The following is a 15283-nucleotide window of genomic DNA, read 5'->3' as shown; positions in this document are numbered from 1 at the left end:
GCGGCCCGCGCAAGGCGGGCGAGAAAGGGAGGAGACACCATGACCACCACCAAGACCATCGCGGCCGCCGCGGTCCTGATCGCCGGGGCCGGCGCCGCGCAGGCCACCGAGCTGAAGCTCTCGGACCAGTTCCCGGTGCAGCACACGATCACGACGCAGGGCACCAAGGCCTTCTTCGACACGATCGCCGCGAACCCGGACGCGGATCTGACCATCAAGCACTTTCCCGCCGGCCAGCTCGGCAAGCCGACAGCCCAGCTCGACGTGGTGAAGGACCGGATCGCCGAGATCGCGGTGGTGGGCATCTCCTACGTGCCCGAACGTCTGCCACTGTCCACGATGATGGAGCTGCCGCAGCTCTACGGCGACAGCTTCGACGGCTACGTGCCGATCCAGCACCTGATGAAGAACGAGCTGAACGAGGCGGAGTTCAAGAAGGCCGGCATCCGGCCGCTGTGGGTCATCGTCACCCCGCAGTATCAGCTGCTGCTGACCCGCGACGAGCCGATCTCGGGGATCGAGGATCTCTCTGGCGTCAAGGCCCGCGTCGCCGGCGCGACGGCCGAGCTGGTCGCCTCGGCGCTGGGCATGACGCCGGTGCGCATGCCCGCCCCCGACCTCTACGTGGCGCTCGAGCGCGGGACGCTGGACGCGGCGATCTACTCGCTGTCGGTGCTCAAGTCCTACAAGCTGGAGGAGGTGACGAACTCCTACACCTCCAACGCCGCGCTGGGCGGCGTCGCCTTCATGGGCTTCATCAACGAGGACGTCTGGCAGAGCCTGACGCCCGAGCAGCAGGCCCTGCTCGAGGACGCCGGGGACGCCGCAGGCTTCGCCACCGCCTGCGCGCTGGCCAGGAACGAGCAGGCCACGATCGACGAGCTCGAGGGCATGGGCAAGACCGTCTACGAGCTGGACGAGGCCACCCAGGCTCAGTTCGTCTCGGCGCTCGAGAGCGTGTCGGCCGACTGGCGCAAGACCATGGACGAGCGCGGCATCGCCGGTTCGCAGATGCTCGACGTGTTCAAGGCCACGCAGGAGAAGATGCGTGCGGACGGCTCCATCGAGGCCGCCGCGAAAGAGTGCGGCGCCTGATGAGCTTCGGCCGCATCCTGGCCAGGGTCGAGCGCGCCGGCGACGGCGTGGCGGCCCTGTGCCTGATCGTGATGATGTTCACGATCTCGGTCGACGCGATCGGCCGCTTCCTGGGCGCCCCGCTGCAGGGCGCCTATGAGTTCTCCGAGCTCTACCTGATGGTGCTGATCGCCTTCCTGCCGCTGGCGCGCAGTCTCGCCACCGGCGGGCAGGTGCGCATGGAGCTGTTCGCCCCGGTGCTGGAACGGATCCCGGGCCGGGCGGTGCATCGCCTGACCATGGCGCTGGCGCTGGGGGCCTTCGGGATGCTGCTGTGGGTCTGCGTGCCCGAGGCGGCGCAGAAGTTCGCGGACCGCGAGACCAGCTTCGGGCTGGTGCAGTGGCCGCTCTACCTCAGCTACGTCTGGGCGCCGGTCGGCGTCGCGCTGCTCTGCGTGCGGCTCGCCTACGAGGTGGTCCGCCCGTCGCCGGCCGAGACGCCGCCGGGCGCGGATGCGCAGGGGACGGAGGCGATATGACCGCCGCCCTCGTCATCGCCCTGCTGTTCGGGCTGATCTTCCTGGCCATGCCGGTCAGCTTCGCGATGTTCGTGGCGGGCATCGTGGGGCTGTGGTGGGAAGGCGGCTGGCATGTCGCGCTGGGGGTGCTGAAGACCGCGCCCTACCAGGCGGCGGCCAGCTACACCCTGACCACCTTCCCGATGTTCGTGCTGATGGCCGAGGTGATGGGGGCGACCCGCATCACCGGCGACCTGTTCCGCGCCGCGAACGGCTGGGTGGGCCACCTGCGCGGCGGGCTCGCCTACGCGGCGGTCTTCGGCGGCACCCTGCTGGCGGCGGCCTGCGGATCGTCCTCGGCGGCGGCGGCGACGCTCAGCTCGGCGATCTATCCCGAGCTGCGCAAGTACGGCTACGGCGAGGCGTTCTCGACCGGGGCGCTGGCGGCGGTGGGCACGCTCTCGATCATGATCCCGCCCTCCATCGCGCTGATCTTCTACGGCATCCTGACCGAGGTCTCGGTCGGCAAGCTGCTGATCGCGGGCGTCGTGCCGGGGCTGATGACGGCGCTGACCTACGGGCTGGTGATCTGGCGGGTGCTGCGCCGCTCGGACGTGGGCGTGCAGCCGCGCCAGCCGATGGGCCGGCGGGTGCGCGCCAGCCTGCCGGCGCTGCCGATGATCGTGCTGCTCGCGGCGATGCTGGTGATGATCTACTCGGGCATCGCCACCCCGACCGAGGTCGGGGCGCTGGGCGCGCTCTTCGCCTTCGCCATCGGCTTCGCGATGATGCGCATGGACCGCGCGGCGATCGCGGGCGCGCTGGGGCGGGCGACGCGCAGCTCGGCCATGATCCTCGCGATCATCGCCTTCAGCTCGGTCTTCGCGGTGTTCCTGTCGCTGTCGGGCACGCCGCAGGCGCTGCTGCAGGCGGTGCAGGAGTCGGGCCTCGGCCCGCTGCCGGTGCTGCTGCTGGTGATCGCGCTGCTGCTGGTGCTGGGGATCTTCCTCGACCAGATCGCGATCCTGATCATCACCCTGCCGCTGGTGCATCCGCTGCTGACGGGGCTCGGCTACGACGAGATCTGGCTGGGCGTGCTGGTGGTCAAGACCGCCGAGATCGGGCTCCTGACCCCGCCGGTCGGGCTTAACCTGTTCATCGTCAGCGGCTCCTCGCGCGTGCCGGTCGCCACCGTGGCGCGCGGCGTGGTCCCCTTCGTCGCGGCGGAGCTGGTCCTGCTGGGCCTGCTCGTCGCCTTCCCCGCGATCGCGACCTGGCTGCCGAGCCTGTCGCAAGCTGGAAACTGACCCGATGACCGACATGCCGTACGTCGTCTCCCTCGACGAGCTCGAGCCCTACTCCCCGCCTCTGCACGAGGGGACGGTGAACCGACGCCTGCTGCCCGCCGACCTCGGCGCGGGCTTCGAGATGGCGCACGGCACGCTGGCGCCGGGCGGATCGGCCTCGCGCCACCTGCACCGGAGCGAGTGGCAGGTGATCTACATGCTCGAGGGAACCGCCGAGCTGGAGATCGGGGGCGAGCCGCGCCGTCCGCTCGCGGCCGGCGACATGGTGCGCATCCCCCCGGGCACCCCGCACCTGTTCGACGTCACCGGCGACGTGCCGGCGAAGGTGCTGGTGATCTACTCGCCCCCGCTCGGCCCCGACGGCTTCGTGCCGGCATGAGCGGGGCGGCCGCGGGCGCCGGTGGCGCGGAGGCGCGGCCCCGCCCCTCGCCGGCGCGTCCGCTGGCCGGGGTGCGGGTGCTGGATTTCACCGCCATCGTCCTCGGTCCCCTCGCCACCCGATGCCTGGCCGACCTCGGGGCCGAGGTGGTGAAGGTCGAGGGGCCGGCCGGCGACGGCATCCGCCATTCCGCCGCCGTGCCCGCGCCGGGCATGGGCTCGATCTACATGGCGCTGAACAGCGGCAAGAAGTCGATCGCGCTCGACCTGAAGGCCCCCGGCGCGCAAGAGATCCTGCGTCGCCTGACGGCGTGGGCGGACGTCGCCGTGCACAACATGCGCCCCGCCTCGGCGCGGGCGCTGGGGCTGGACGCGGCGACGATGACGACCGCGAACCCGCGGCTGATCCACTGCTCCGCCTCCGGTTTCGCCCAGGACGGGCCGCGGGCGGACGACCCGGCGGTGGACGACGTGATCCAGGCCGCCTCGGGCCTCGCCGACCTGTTCGGACGGGCGGGAGACGCGCCCCGCTACGTGCCCAGCGTGATCGCCGACAAGGTCTGCGGGCTGCTGATGGGCCAGGCGATCCTCGCCGGCCTGTTCCAGCGCGAGACGACCGGGCAGGGCATGGCCGTCGAGATCCCGATGGCCGAGACGATGTCGGCCTTCGTCCTGCTCGAGCACATGGGCGCCGCCGCCTTCCCCGACCGCGCCCCGGACGGACCCGCCGGCTACGGCCGCCTGCTGACTCCGCACCGCCGGCCGTTCCGCACCCGGGACGGATACGTCGCGCTGACCCCCTACACGAAACGCGACTGGCAGGCCTTCCTGCGCGCGGCGGGGGCGCCGGAGCTGGCCGAGCATCCCCGGGTCGTCGACCCCGTTCGCCGCAACGCCGAGGTCGCCGAGCTCTACGCCGCGCTGGCCGGGATCCTCCTGACCCGGGACACCGAGACCTGGATCCGCATCGGCCGCGAGACCGGCATCCCCGCCGCCGCGATCCGCCCGCTGGACGAGGTCGCCGCCGATCCCGACCTGGCGCGGGGCGGCTGGCTGCGGGAGGTCGAGACGCCCGACCTGGGCCGCGTCCGGGTCCCCGGCCCGCTGCTTCGCCTGCCGGCCGGAGCCGCGCCCGCGCAGAGCGCGCCTGCGCTCGGCCGCGATGGGGCCGAGGTCCTCGAGGCGCTGGGCTTCGACGCGGCCGAGCGCGCGGCGTTCATCCGCGACGGCGTGGTCGCGGGCGAGGCCTGAGTCGCTCAGCTGAGCAGCCGCGCCTCGACCGTCTCGCGATAGGCGGTCACGTGGCGGGCCATGCGGCGGCGGGCCGCCTCCTCGTCTCCGGCCTCGATCGCCTCGATGATCCGTCGGGCGATGTGCAGCACCTGGCTGCGGATGCCGGCGTCCGCAAAGCCCTCCAGCCGGGGGTCGATCAGGGCGGGGCCGAGCGCCTCGTGGACCGCGCCCAGCACGGCGTTGCGGCTGGCGCGCGCCAGGGCCATGTGCCAGGCGTGGTTCTTGCGCACGAACCGCTCGGAGTCGGTCTCCGTCGCCAGCTCCGCCAGCGCCTCGCGCATCGCCGCGAGATCCGCTTCCGTGCGCCGCCGCGCGGCCAGCGCCGCGAGGCCCGGCTCGATGATCTCCAGGATCTCCATCAGCTCGGCGACCTCCGCCTCGCCGCTGCGCATGTAGATGTCGAGCGAGGCGGCCAGCGGTTCGATCCCGCCGCGGGTGGCGACGTAGCCGCCGTTGCGGCCCCGCCGGCTCTCCACCAGCCCCCAGCTCTCCAGCAGCCGCATCGCCTCGCGCACCGAGCTGCGGCTGAGGCCCGACAGGTCCACCAGCTCCTGTTCCGTGAAGCTGTGGCCCTGCGGAATCGCCCCCCCGACGATCCGCTCCTTGAGCGCGTTCGCCAGCTGCTCCGCCGGTCGGGACAGGGCGATCGGGTTCAGTTTGACCAAGTCGCCCTCCTTGGACAGGCGGCCGGCGTCGCGCCGGGGCCGCGGATCCGGCGGCCCCGTCGATACTCCGGCCGCGCGTCCATGCCAATGCCGAGGCCGGGGCAGGGCGGCATTAAAAGACGTTATGGTTTGACCTTTTAATTGACCCGACGTTCGCGACTCGCTTAGCCTGAGGCCGCAATCCAGGCCCGACGCGCATCGCGGGCGCGAAAAGACCCGCGGCGCGTCCTTTCGAGGGGAGGAAACCATGGACTCTGCGCAGGACGGTCCGCTGACGGGCTTTCGGGTGCTGGAATTCTGCTCGACCCTCTCGGGTCCCTTCGCGACCATGCTGCTTGCCGACCAGGGCGCGGACGTGGTGAAGATCGAGGCGCCGGGCGGCGACCAGTCGCGCCAGATCGGCGCCAACCGCGACGGGGTCGCCGGCATGGCGACGATGTTCCTCAACATCAACCGCAACAAGCGCTCGGTCGTGCTGGACCTGCGCAGCTCCGAGGGGCAGGCCCGCGCCCGGGCGCTGGCGGAACGCGCGGACGTGGTGGTGCAGAACTACCGCCCCGGGGTGATGGACCGGCTGGGCCTGGGCTACGAGGCGCTGCGCGAGGCCAACCCGGGGCTGGTCTACGTCTCGATCAGCGGCCTGGGCGAGGATCCGTCGGTCCGCGGCCGGCGGGTCTACGACATCGTCAGCCAGGGGCTCGCCGGGTTCTGCGCGATCCAGGCCGACCGGGTGAGCGGAGAGCCGCGCACGGTGCAGAACGCCGTCACCGACAAGATCGCCTCGATGGTCGTCTGGCAGGGGGTGACGGCGGCGCTTCTGCACCGGCTGCGCCGCGGGGGCGAGGGGCAGCACCTGAAGGTGGACATGCTGTCCTCGGCCCTGTCGTTCCTGTGGCCGGAGTCGATGCCCGCCGCCACCCTGCGCGGCCCGGGCGTGACCGCGGGCGGTACGCTGGCGGGGGTGCAGTACGTCTACGCCACGCTCGACGGGCACATCCTGGTGGGCCACGTCTCGAACGAGGAATTCGCCGGCTGCTGCCGGGCGCTCGAGATCGAGTGGTGCCTCGAGGATCCGCGCTTCGCCCAGATCGGCGGACGGTTCCGCAACGCGGCCGAGCTGAACGCCATCTTCGCCGAGGCGCTGGCCGCCCGCCCGACCGCCGAATGGCTCGCCCGGCTGGAGGCGGAGGACGCCGTCTTCGCCCCGATCAACACCGCCGAAACCATCGCGGAGGATCCCGTGATCCGCGCGACCGGCGCGCTGGTCGATCACGATCACCCGCTGTGCGGCGCCTACCGGGCGCCGCGCCACCCCGTCGTCTTCTCGGCCAGCCCTGCAGGCCATCGGCGTCATGCGCCGGCGCTGGGCGAGCATACCGACGAGGTGCTCTCGGAGATCGACCAGGGCGCCGGCGCGTCCGGAACGGGAGCGGGCGCATGAAGGCCTGGGTCTGCCGGGAATACCGCGATCCCTACGACATGGCGATCGAGGAGATGCCCGAGCCCTCGCCGGGGCCGGGCGAGGTCCAGCTCCGGGTCGCCGCCGCCGGCCTCGCCTTCGGCGAGACGCTGGTGCTGAAGGGCGCCTACCAGAAGACCCCGCCGCTGCCCTACATCCCGGTCAGCGAGATGTCGGGCCTGGTGGCGGCCGTCGGCGAGGGCGTGAGCCGCGTCCGCGTCGGCGACCGGGTCTCGGCCTTCTCCTTCGAGCTCGCCGGCGGGGGGCTGGGCGAGGTGGCGACGCTGCCCGAGACCTATGTCTTCCCCGTCCCCGCCGGCATGGGCCTGGTCGAGGCCGCCGCCTATCCGATGAACTTCTGGACGGCGTGGAACGCGCTGGTCGACCGCGGCGCGCTGCGCCGGGACGAGACGCTCGTGGTGCATGGCGCCACCGGCGGGGTCGGCGTCGCCGCCGTTTCGGTCGGCAAGGCGCTGGGCGCGCGGGTGATCGCCACGGGAAGCGACGACGCGCGCCTGGCGCAGGTGCAGGCGCTGGGCGCCGACCACGCGATCAACCTGCGCGACCAAGACCTGCGCGAGGCGGTCAAGGCGCTGACCGACGGGCGCGGCGCCGACGTCTTCGTCGACCCGGTGGGCGGCGCGGTCTTCGAGCAGTCGCTGCGCTGCATCGCTCCGGGGGGCCGGGTCCTGACGGTCGGCTTCACCTCGGGCGAATGGGCCGTGGCGCGGACCAACGTGCTGCTGGTCAAGATGATCTCGGTCATCGGGGTCGAGGCGCGGCTGGCGATCGAGACCACCGGGGGCCAGGGCCTCGCCTCCTTCCAGCGGATGCTGGACGCCTTCGCCGAGGGGCGCCTGAGGCCCCATGTCGGGCGCGTCTACCCGTTCGAGGCGGCCCTGCAGGGCTACGCCGACATCCTCGCCCGCCGCCACATCGGCAAGAGCGTGCTGGTCGTCGACCCCACGCTGTGCGGGGCCGAGGGCGCGTGACGGGCCTCTGGCCCGGCCGATGCAAATATCCAATGGACTGACAATTAAAAAGACGGCAGTATGGCTCCGCGCTGGACCGCCTTCGCAGGTCCGGCGCAGCGACTCGGGTCGAACCGGACGAGGACATGTCCGGGGACCCGTCGCAGACAGGGAGGATGAGATGACCCACACGTTCATCGGGCGCGTCGCCCGGACCTCGGCCGCCGGCGCGGCCCTCGCCGTCGCCGCGCTGGGCGGCGGCCCGGCCCAGGCGTCGGACCTGCGCATCGCGCTGGGCCTGCCGGATATCTACGCCGCCTACGAGCCGCTGGTCGAATTCGCCGAGGCGCTCGAAACGACCGCGGGCCTCGAGAGCAAGGTCTACCCCATGTCGCTGCTGACGCTGGCCGAGACGGCGGGCGGCGTGCGCGACGGGCTGGCGGACGTGGGCTTCGTGGTCTTCCCCTACCACCCGGTCGAGTTCTCGGAGGTGAACCTCGCGGCGAACCTCTCGATGCTCGCCACCACCGGCACGCAGGTTCCGATGCCCGGCGCGGCCGCGGCCGGCGCCTCGATGGAATACACGCTGCTGAACTGCCCGGACTGCCTGGAGCAGATGAAGGCCAACAACCAAGTCTACATCGCCGGCGCCTCGACCCCGCCCTACCGGCTGCTGTGCACCAAGCCGATCACCTCGGCCGAGGACGTGAAGGGCGGCAAGTTCCGCGCCGGCGCCGCCAACTTCGCGCGCTGGGCCGAGGCGCTGGGCGGCTCGTCGGTCTCGGTGCCGGGCAACGAGATCTACGACGCGCTGAGCCAGGGCGTCGTGGACTGCACCATGACCCCGCTCGGCGACCTGATCGGCGGCCGCTTCGTCGACGTCACCACCCATGTCACGCTGAACGCGCCGGGCGGCACCTTCCCGGGCCTGGGGGCGGCGAACTTCAACCGCGACGTCTGGATGGACCTGAACGAAGAGCAGCGCGCCGCGGTGCTCAAGGCCGGCGCCCGTCTCGCGGCCTCGGCGGTCTACGCCTATGTCGCGGACGACGCCGAAGGGCTGGCGGCGGCGAAGGAGAAGGGGGTCGAGATCATCGACGGCGACGACAGCCTGAAGGAGGCCACCGCCGCCTTCGTCAGCGGCGACCTCGCCACCATCGCCGAGCAGTTCCGCGACAAGTTCAAGGTCGCGGACGTGGACGCCAAGATCGAGACCTTCACCGGCCTGATGGAGAAGTGGAAGGGCCTGACCGCGGGGCTCGGGGAGGGCGACGCCGACGCGCTCGCCGACCTCTACTGGACCGAGGTCCTCTCCAAGGTCGATCCCAAGACCTACGCGATGGACTGAGGCGCGCGGCCGGCGCCCGTCCGTTCCGCCAGGGACGGCGGGCGCCGGCCGGCCCCGCTTCGCAGCACCGACATGACCCTTCTCCGCATGCTCCTCGACGGCGCCGCAAGGCTGACCGCCGTCGTCGCCTCGCTCTGCATCGTGGCGATGATGATCCACGTGGCGCTCGAAGTCGTGTGCCGCGCCTTCCTCGACATGCCGCTCAGCGGCACGATCATCTTCGTGGCCAACTGGTACATGGTGTTCCTGGTCTGCCTGCCGCTGGCCTTCGTCGAGCGGCTGGACGGGCACATCGCGGTCGAGGTCCTGACCGAGACCTTCCCCCCGGGCCTGCGCCGGCATCTCTACGGCTGCACCTACCCGGCGACGGCCGTGATCTTCGCGGTGACCGCCTACGCGACCTGGCTGGAGGCCGTCTCGAAGTGGCGGCTCGGCACCTTCATCATCGAGGACGGGCTGACCATCCCCATCTGGTTCGGCTATTTCGCCCTGCCGATCGGCTACGGGCTGCTGTCGGCGATGCTGCTGCTGAAGTTCGCGGCCTATGTGGCGGGCGAGCCGCTGCCTCCGCTCGCCGTCGACGCCGAGGACGACTGGCCCGACGGGACGACGGGGGGGGCGATCCATGACTGATCCCCAGGTCGGCGTCCTGCTGATCGGCGTCCTGCTGGTCCTGATCGCGCTGCGCCTGCCGATCGGGGCGGCGCTGGTCGCCGTGCCCTTCATCGGCATCTGGTGGCTGTTCGGCTGGCGGCCCGCCGTGGGCGCGCTGAAGGCCATCCCCTTCAGCTTCGCGGCCAACTGGCAGCTCAGCTCGGTGCCGATGTTCCTGATGATGGGCTTCCTCGCCTATCACACCGGCATCACCCGCGGCCTCTTCCAGGCGGCGCGGGTCTGGCTCGCGCGCCTGCCCGGAGGTCTGGCGGTGGCGAGCATCTTCGGCGCGGCGGGCTTCGCCTCGGTCACCGGCTCGTCGGTCGCCTGCGCCGCGGCGATGGGGCGGATCGCGGTGCCCGAGATGATGCGGGCGGGCTACGACGACCGGCTCGCGACGGGCGCGGTGGCCGCGGCCGGCACCATCGGCGCGCTGATCCCGCCCTCGATCCTGCTGATCCTCTACGGGATCATCGCCCAGGTGCCGATCAGCCAGCTGTTCCTGGGCGGCGTCGGGGCCGGGGTGCTGACCGCGGTCGGCTACTGCGCGGTCGTGGTGGTCTGGGCTAGCCTGCGCCCGGAGGTCGCCCCGGCCGTCGCCGAGCGCCACTCGCTGGGCGAGCGGCTGCGCGTCCTCGCGCAGGTCGCGCCCACGCTGCTGCTGGCGATCCTGGTCTTCGGCGGGCTCTTCGCCGGCATCTTCACCCCGACCGAGGCCGGGGCGGTCGGCGCGGTGCTGTGCACGCTGATCGCGGCGGGCTCGCGGCAGCTGACCTGGCGGCGGTTCCGACGCTCGCTGGTCGAGAGCTTCACGACCTCGGCCGCGATCTTCGTCATCGCCATCGGCGCCAACCTGCTGGGACGCTTCGTGACGCTGAGCGGGGCGGACGACTACATCGCGGACGGCATCCAGCGGCTGGCCGCCGACCGGGCGCTGCTGCTGACCGGGATCGTGCTTCTGTACCTGGTGCTGGGCATGTTCCTCGACCCGCTGGGGGCGATGCTGCTGACCCTGCCGATCCTGCTGCCGGTGGCGCGGGCGACCGGGATCGACCTGCTGTGGTTCGGGGTGATCCTCGCCAAGCTGCTCGAGATCGGGATGATCACGCCGCCCATCGGGCTGAACGTCTTCGTCATCAAGAACGTGGTGGGCGACCGCATCGGGCTGGGGCGCATCTTCCAGGGCGTCTCGCGGTTCCTGATCGCCGATTTCGCGGTGGTGATCCTGCTGATGGTCTTCCCGGCCATCGTCTTGTTCCTGCCCTCGCTGTCGAAGTGACCGCGGCGCGGGCCGAAAGAAACCGGAGGAAAGTCATGCAACTGTGGGCCATCGTAGAACCCGGCAAGCCCTTGCAGAAGATCGAGGAGCCCGACCCCGCGCCGAGGGGGAGCGAGGTTTTGGTCAAGGTCACCCATGCGGGCGTGTGCCATTCGGACCTGCATCTCTGGCACGGCGGCTACGACCTGGGCGGGGGCCGGCGGCTGAACATCCTGGACCGCGGCGTGACCCTGCCGCGCGCGCCGGGCCACGAGGTGCTGGGCGAGGTCGTCGCCGTCGGGCCCGACGCGCAGGGGGTCGAGGTCGGCGACAGCCGGGTGATCTATCCCTGGATGGGCTGCGGCGAGTGCCCGACCTGCCTCGCCGGCGACGAGAACGTCTGCGACAAGCCCCACGCGGTGGGCGTGATCCACCACGGCGGCTTCGGCAGCCACGTGCTGCTGCCGCATCCGCGCTATCTCTTCGACTACGGGAACGTCGACCCGGCGGTGGCCGCGACCTTCCCCTGCTCGGCGATCACGGTCTACAGCGCGATCTCGAAGATGGCGGAGGTCGAGAAGGATGCGCCGATCCTGCTGATCGGCGCAGGCGGCTTGGGCTTCGCAGCGCTGTCGATGCTGCACGCGCTGGGCTGGACCAACGTGCTGATGACCGACGTGAACGAGTCCAAGCGCCAGGCTGCGCTCGACGCCGGCGCGACGGCCTTCATCGCCGCGGGCCCCGACCAGCTCGCCGAGGTGCACGAGGCCGCCGGCGGCGCGCCCCGCGTGGTGATCGACTTCGTGAACACCGGCAGGACGGCCGAGGCCGGGCTCGAGATGCTGGGCCGCGGCGGAAAACTGATCCTGGTGGGCGTCGGCGGGGGGGACTTCATGCTCTCGACCGCGATGATGATCTTCCGCGCGCGGACCATCGTCGGCTCGATGACGGGCGGCATGAAGGACCTCGAAGCTGTGATCAAGCTCGCCAACGAGGGAAAGCTGGCCCCGGTGCCGGTCGAGCGGATGGCCAAGGACGAGGCCAACGAGGCGATGCGGAGGCTCGAGGGTGGCCAGGTCACCGGCCGCATCGTGTTGACCTAGAGAGCGGACTCATAAGCTCGCGATCCAGAAGCGGATGGCTGCGAGCTTGAAGGCGGCCAGGTAGTTGTCGGGCCTGCGGTCATAGCGCGTGGCGAGGCCGCGGAACTGCTTGATGCGGTTGAAGAAGCGCTCGACGAGATTGCGCTGGCGATAGACCCACGGGCTGAAGCTGAAAGCGTGCTTGCGGATCACACGGGGCGGGATGTTGGCCCAGACGCGGCGGGGCGCCGCGCCCTCGCGGATCGAGTTGGTGTCGTAGGCGCGGTCCGCGATCAGGGTCGCGCCGGGATCCAGATCGGCGACGAACTCGGTCCCCACCGGCGCATCGCCCGCCTGGCCGGGCGTCAGCTTCAGGCGGATGGGACGGCCTGCAGCGTCGACCAGCGCATGGATCTTCGTGGTCAGGCCGCCGCGGGAATGTCCCATGCAGCCATGGTCCTCAGCCCCCTTTTTCCCGCGGCCCCGTGCTGGTGGACGCGGACGCAGGAGCTGTCGATCATCACGATGTCCCCGTCATAGGCCGCTGAGATCGCTGCCAGAATGCGATCCCAGACCCCGGCCGCCCGCCACCGCGTGAAACGATTGTAGAGCGTGGTCCGCGGGCCATAGCGCTCGGGCACGTCCCGCCACGGCGTTCCGGCGCGGAAGCGCCACAGGATGCCGTTGATCACCCGACGATCGTCGACCCGCGGCACGCCCCGCGACTTCTGCGGCAGCAGCGGCTGGATAATCGACCACTCCCGGTCGCTCAGTTCGTGACGGCGCATCAAACCTCCTCCGTCCGGAGGTTGAAGCAAATCCGCGCCAACATGGGGATCCCGTTTATGGGGCCGGGCCCTAGGGCGCCTCGAGGGCGCTCTCACCTTGTCGAGCGACGAATTGATACGGCTACGCCGCGGCGGCTCAAGCTGCGGCGACCTCGCGCCGGGCTGCGAAGGCATCTGCTCGGAGCTTCTTCATCGCTCTCCCGGCTCGGCCCAGCGTTTCCTCTCGCCCCACGCCGCCGCCTACAACCATTTCAACATCCAGCGTCACTTCCTCTCCCGCTGAACCATGAACAGCGTCCGGGCAGACGCCTTCGCGACCTGGCGCGAGATCGTCGCCGCCTAAGGACGGGTCCTATGTCGTGTTTGGTCCCGGGTTTTGATGGTGTGATCCTGTCCAGCGAATGGAAGGAGGCACTATGGGCCAGGTTCGCCACGGAAGCGCCACGACCACGCACGCCATCCGAGCTGCGATACAGCGATCGCAGGCTTCGGCCGCGGAGCTGAGCCGCACCTACGGCATCAACCCCAAGACGGTGTCGAAGTGGCGGAAGCGAGCGACGGTCTGGACTGCCCCCACCGAGTGGTCCGAACGAATTGTTAGTGCATGACGGGTCTTTGGTCGACGGGAACGATGACCTCCGGGGCGGGCGGCCGGTAGCCAAGGGCGCTGTGCGGCCGGACGGTGTTGTAGTGGACGCGCCATCGCTCGATGAGGATCTGCGCCTCGCGGAGCGAGAAGAAGATCTCGCGATCGAGCAGCTCGTCGCGGAAGCGGGCGTTGAAGCTCTCGACGTAGCCGTTCTCCCAGGGCGAGCCTGGCTCGATGAAGGCCGTCTTCGCGCCGACGGCTGAGATCCAGCTCCTGACCTTCTGGGCGATGAATTCGGGGCCGTTGTCGGAGCGGACGTAGGCCGGGGGACCTCTGAGGATGAAGAGATCCGTGAGGGCGTCGACCACGTCGACGGATTTGAGCTTGCGGTCGACGCGGATCATCAGCGCCTCCTTGGTGAACTCGTCGATGATGTTGAGCGTCCGGAAGACGCGCCCGTCATGGGTGCGGTCCTGGACGAAGTCGTAGGACCACACATGATTGGGCCGCTCCGGGCGCAGCCGGACGCAGGAGCCGTCGTTGAGCCGGAGGCGGCCCTTCTTCGGTTGCTTGGCGGGAACCTTGAGCCCTTCGCGCCGCCAGATGCGCTCCACCCGCTTGGGGTTCACATGCCAGCCGGCGTTGTTCAGCAGGCCGGTGATCATGCGATATCCGTAGCGGCCGTGCTCCTTCGCCAGCGCGATGATGTCCTCGGTGAGGAGATCCTCGTCCGGCCGGCTGCGCGGAACCCGGCGCTGGGTGGAGCGATGCTGCCCCAGCGTGCGGCAGGCGCGGCGTTCCGAAACGCCGGTGGCCTGCCGCACGTGGTCGATGCATCGACGGCGGCGCGAAGGGCTCAGTCGTTTCCCCGCGTCGCCTCGGTCAGGATCAGCTTGTCCAGCGTCAGGTCCGACACCGCGCGTCGAAGCCGCTGGTTCTCTTTCTCCAGCTCCTGGAGCCGCTTGAGCTGTTCACGCCCCATGCCGCCGTAGAGACGCCGCCAGCGGTAGTCGGTCTGCTGCGTCACGCCGATCTGGCGCACCGCTTCCGCGACCGACATTCCCTGGCCCTGCAGCACCTCCACCTGGCGCAGCTTCGATACGATCTCTTCAGGCTTGTCTCGCTTCCCAGCCATCCTCGGGTCCTCCTCAAATCGGGATCATCCTATCCCGGCAGGTGGACCACTTCGCGGGGGGCACTCCAGGTCATCGAACGCGACCGACCGCTACCTGAGCGTCAGGGCCGAGGCGGTTCGCGGGGACGCGCAGAAGGTGGCCGATCACATCGAGGCGCTGGTGAAGGAGGGGCGCGCGGCGCTCGGCGGCTAGCCCGTCGCGTCGCGCCTGCACCCGCTGTCCACCTTCTGTCGCCGGGCCGTCGCTTGACTGTCGCCTCATGGCGGGCTCCTGTCGCCATACTGTCCAGTCCAAGCCGCCTCCAATTCGTCGGCGCACTTCGGAACGAATGCGATGAGTAGATCACCAGCAACACGGAGGCCTACGATGGCACTTGATGGTGAGAAACTCCGCCGTATTCGGCAGTCAAAAGGTATTTCGCAGGAAAAGCTCGCTCTGATGGCAAGCGTAAACAAGCGCACCATTCAGCGGGCGGAGCGCGGCGAGTCCGTCGCCGTTGAAACCGCGGCTTTCATCGCGGAAGCGATTGGCGTTCCTGCGGCGTCGCTGCGGGGCAGTCAGATGGAACTCTTCGAGCGCGAGCAGAAGTCGCCCGATGAAGTGGTCCTGGTTCCGACCAACTCGGGTCGCCGCATCGTGGACTGAACCGCTCCGGGTCTGCCGGAGGCCGATGTTCGTTAGCTACGCGGCCACATCGCGCGTTTCCAGCGCAGCGTGGAATGCGGCTTCGGCTTCTGCGGGCGGCACATTGCCTATGGGCTCG

The 15283-nt window shown here is 70.4% G+C and carries 15 protein-coding genes and 2 pseudogenes; 14 read left to right on the top strand and 3 right to left on the bottom strand.

The window, feature by feature from the left end:
* The first annotated feature begins 39 nt into the window (after positions 1 to 39).
* From P2H44_RS24240 to P2H44_RS24220, 5 genes are read left to right on the top strand one after another with little or no spacing between them, the layout of a single operon-like run.
* Positions 40 to 1095, top strand: a complete 1056-nt coding sequence (locus tag P2H44_RS24240) for a TRAP transporter substrate-binding protein (RefSeq protein WP_275767911.1) — start codon at positions 40 to 42, stop codon at positions 1093 to 1095.
* On the top strand, positions 1095 to 1613 hold the full coding sequence (locus tag P2H44_RS24235; protein ID WP_275767909.1) for a TRAP transporter small permease: 519 nt from the start codon (positions 1095 to 1097) through the stop codon (positions 1611 to 1613). The genes P2H44_RS24240 and P2H44_RS24235 overlap by 1 nt, the downstream gene beginning before the upstream one ends.
* Complete coding sequence (locus P2H44_RS24230) at positions 1610 to 2899, top strand: TRAP transporter large permease (RefSeq protein ID WP_275767907.1); 1290 nt, start codon at positions 1610 to 1612, stop codon at positions 2897 to 2899. The genes P2H44_RS24235 and P2H44_RS24230 overlap by 4 nt, the downstream gene beginning before the upstream one ends.
* A gap of 4 nt (positions 2900 to 2903) precedes the next feature.
* Complete coding sequence (locus P2H44_RS24225; protein ID WP_275767905.1) at positions 2904 to 3278, top strand: cupin domain-containing protein; 375 nt, start codon at positions 2904 to 2906, stop codon at positions 3276 to 3278.
* On the top strand, positions 3275 to 4528 hold the full coding sequence (locus P2H44_RS24220; RefSeq protein WP_275767903.1) for a CaiB/BaiF CoA transferase family protein: 1254 nt from the start codon (positions 3275 to 3277) through the stop codon (positions 4526 to 4528). Before P2H44_RS24225 ends, P2H44_RS24220 begins: the two co-directional genes overlap by 4 nt.
* A 5-nt stretch (positions 4529 to 4533) precedes the next feature.
* On the opposite strand, the gene P2H44_RS24215 is transcribed toward P2H44_RS24220, so the two are convergent.
* Entirely contained in the window at positions 4534 to 5235 is a 702-nt protein-coding gene (locus tag P2H44_RS24215) for a FadR/GntR family transcriptional regulator (protein WP_275767901.1), read from the bottom strand.
* Positions 5236 to 5482: 247 nt separating this feature from the next.
* On the opposite strand from P2H44_RS24215, the gene P2H44_RS24210 reads away from it, so the two are divergent.
* The 6 genes from P2H44_RS24210 (at position 5483) to P2H44_RS24185 (ending at position 12028) form a co-directional block, all read left to right on the top strand.
* Positions 5483 to 6676 carry a CaiB/BaiF CoA transferase family protein gene (locus P2H44_RS24210; protein WP_275767899.1) on the top strand — a complete coding sequence of 398 codons (1194 nt, stop codon included), beginning with the start codon at positions 5483 to 5485 and terminating at the stop codon, positions 6674 to 6676.
* The gene (locus P2H44_RS24205) at positions 6673 to 7686 is read left to right on the top strand and encodes an NADPH:quinone oxidoreductase family protein (protein ID WP_275767897.1); all 1014 of its coding nucleotides are present in this window, start codon (positions 6673 to 6675) and stop codon (positions 7684 to 7686) included. Before P2H44_RS24210 ends, P2H44_RS24205 begins: the two co-directional genes overlap by 4 nt.
* 160 nt (positions 7687 to 7846) lie before the next feature.
* Positions 7847 to 9013: a C4-dicarboxylate TRAP transporter substrate-binding protein gene (locus tag P2H44_RS24200; protein WP_275767895.1), complete on the top strand. Its 1167-nt coding sequence runs from the start codon at positions 7847 to 7849 to the stop codon at positions 9011 to 9013.
* 72 nt (positions 9014 to 9085) lie between these two features.
* Positions 9086 to 9646, top strand: a complete 561-nt coding sequence (locus tag P2H44_RS24195; protein WP_275767893.1) for a TRAP transporter small permease — start codon at positions 9086 to 9088, stop codon at positions 9644 to 9646.
* Positions 9639 to 10946 (top strand): TRAP transporter large permease, encoded by a 1308-nt coding sequence (locus tag P2H44_RS24190; RefSeq protein ID WP_275767891.1) that lies wholly within the window; start codon positions 9639 to 9641, stop codon positions 10944 to 10946. The genes P2H44_RS24195 and P2H44_RS24190 overlap by 8 nt, the downstream gene beginning before the upstream one ends.
* A 35-nt stretch (positions 10947 to 10981) precedes the next feature.
* Positions 10982 to 12028 (top strand): alcohol dehydrogenase, encoded by a 1047-nt coding sequence (locus P2H44_RS24185; protein ID WP_275767889.1) that lies wholly within the window; start codon positions 10982 to 10984, stop codon positions 12026 to 12028.
* A 9-nt stretch (positions 12029 to 12037) separates the two neighbouring features.
* Here the strand turns inward: P2H44_RS24185 and P2H44_RS24180 are convergent.
* Positions 12038 to 12795: pseudogene (locus P2H44_RS24180) on the bottom strand (IS5 family transposase).
* Between the two features lie 112 nt (positions 12796 to 12907).
* Here P2H44_RS24180 and P2H44_RS24175 point away from each other — a divergent pair.
* Positions 12908 to 13078: a hypothetical protein gene (locus P2H44_RS24175; protein ID WP_275767887.1), complete on the top strand. Its 171-nt coding sequence runs from the start codon at positions 12908 to 12910 to the stop codon at positions 13076 to 13078.
* A 133-nt stretch (positions 13079 to 13211) separates the two neighbouring features.
* A pseudogene (locus tag P2H44_RS24170) lies at positions 13212 to 13373 on the top strand (IS481 family transposase); the annotation flags it as partial.
* 19 nt (positions 13374 to 13392) lie between these two features.
* Here P2H44_RS24170 and P2H44_RS24165 read toward each other — a convergent pair.
* Positions 13393 to 14519 (bottom strand): IS3 family transposase gene (locus tag P2H44_RS24165; protein ID WP_275767885.1). Its coding sequence is split into 2 segments (ribosomal slippage): positions 13393 to 14246 and positions 14246 to 14519, totalling 1128 coding nucleotides; the frame shifts between segments, so codons are not numbered across the junction.
* A 367-nt stretch (positions 14520 to 14886) separates the two neighbouring features.
* Here P2H44_RS24165 and P2H44_RS24160 point away from each other — a divergent pair.
* Complete coding sequence (locus P2H44_RS24160; protein ID WP_275767883.1) at positions 14887 to 15165, top strand: helix-turn-helix domain-containing protein; 279 nt, start codon at positions 14887 to 14889, stop codon at positions 15163 to 15165.
* Positions 15166 to 15283 lie beyond the last annotated feature (118 nt).

This window comes from Albimonas marina (assembly GCF_029223255.1).
Lineage (GTDB): Bacteria > Pseudomonadota > Alphaproteobacteria > Rhodobacterales > Rhodobacteraceae > Albimonas.
Note: the sequence above shows the minus strand (reverse complement) of the source record. Positions and strands in the feature narration are given on the sequence as shown.

Coding starts and splice junctions, on each gene's coding strand:
- P2H44_RS24240 (WP_275767911.1), top strand. CDS start 40: ATGACCACCACCAAGACCATCGCGGCCGCCGCGGTCCTGATCGCCGGG.
- P2H44_RS24235 (WP_275767909.1), top strand. CDS start 1,095: ATGAGCTTCGGCCGCATCCTGGCCAGGGTCGAGCGCGCCGGCGACGGC.
- P2H44_RS24230 (WP_275767907.1), top strand. CDS start 1,610: ATGACCGCCGCCCTCGTCATCGCCCTGCTGTTCGGGCTGATCTTCCTG.
- P2H44_RS24225 (WP_275767905.1), top strand. CDS start 2,904: ATGACCGACATGCCGTACGTCGTCTCCCTCGACGAGCTCGAGCCCTAC.
- P2H44_RS24220 (WP_275767903.1), top strand. CDS start 3,275: ATGAGCGGGGCGGCCGCGGGCGCCGGTGGCGCGGAGGCGCGGCCCCGC.
- P2H44_RS24210 (WP_275767899.1), top strand. CDS start 5,483: ATGGACTCTGCGCAGGACGGTCCGCTGACGGGCTTTCGGGTGCTGGAA.
- P2H44_RS24205 (WP_275767897.1), top strand. CDS start 6,673: ATGAAGGCCTGGGTCTGCCGGGAATACCGCGATCCCTACGACATGGCG.
- P2H44_RS24200 (WP_275767895.1), top strand. CDS start 7,847: ATGACCCACACGTTCATCGGGCGCGTCGCCCGGACCTCGGCCGCCGGC.
- P2H44_RS24195 (WP_275767893.1), top strand. CDS start 9,086: ATGACCCTTCTCCGCATGCTCCTCGACGGCGCCGCAAGGCTGACCGCC.
- P2H44_RS24190 (WP_275767891.1), top strand. CDS start 9,639: ATGACTGATCCCCAGGTCGGCGTCCTGCTGATCGGCGTCCTGCTGGTC.
- P2H44_RS24185 (WP_275767889.1), top strand. CDS start 10,982: ATGCAACTGTGGGCCATCGTAGAACCCGGCAAGCCCTTGCAGAAGATC.
- P2H44_RS24160 (WP_275767883.1), top strand. CDS start 14,887: ATGGCACTTGATGGTGAGAAACTCCGCCGTATTCGGCAGTCAAAAGGT.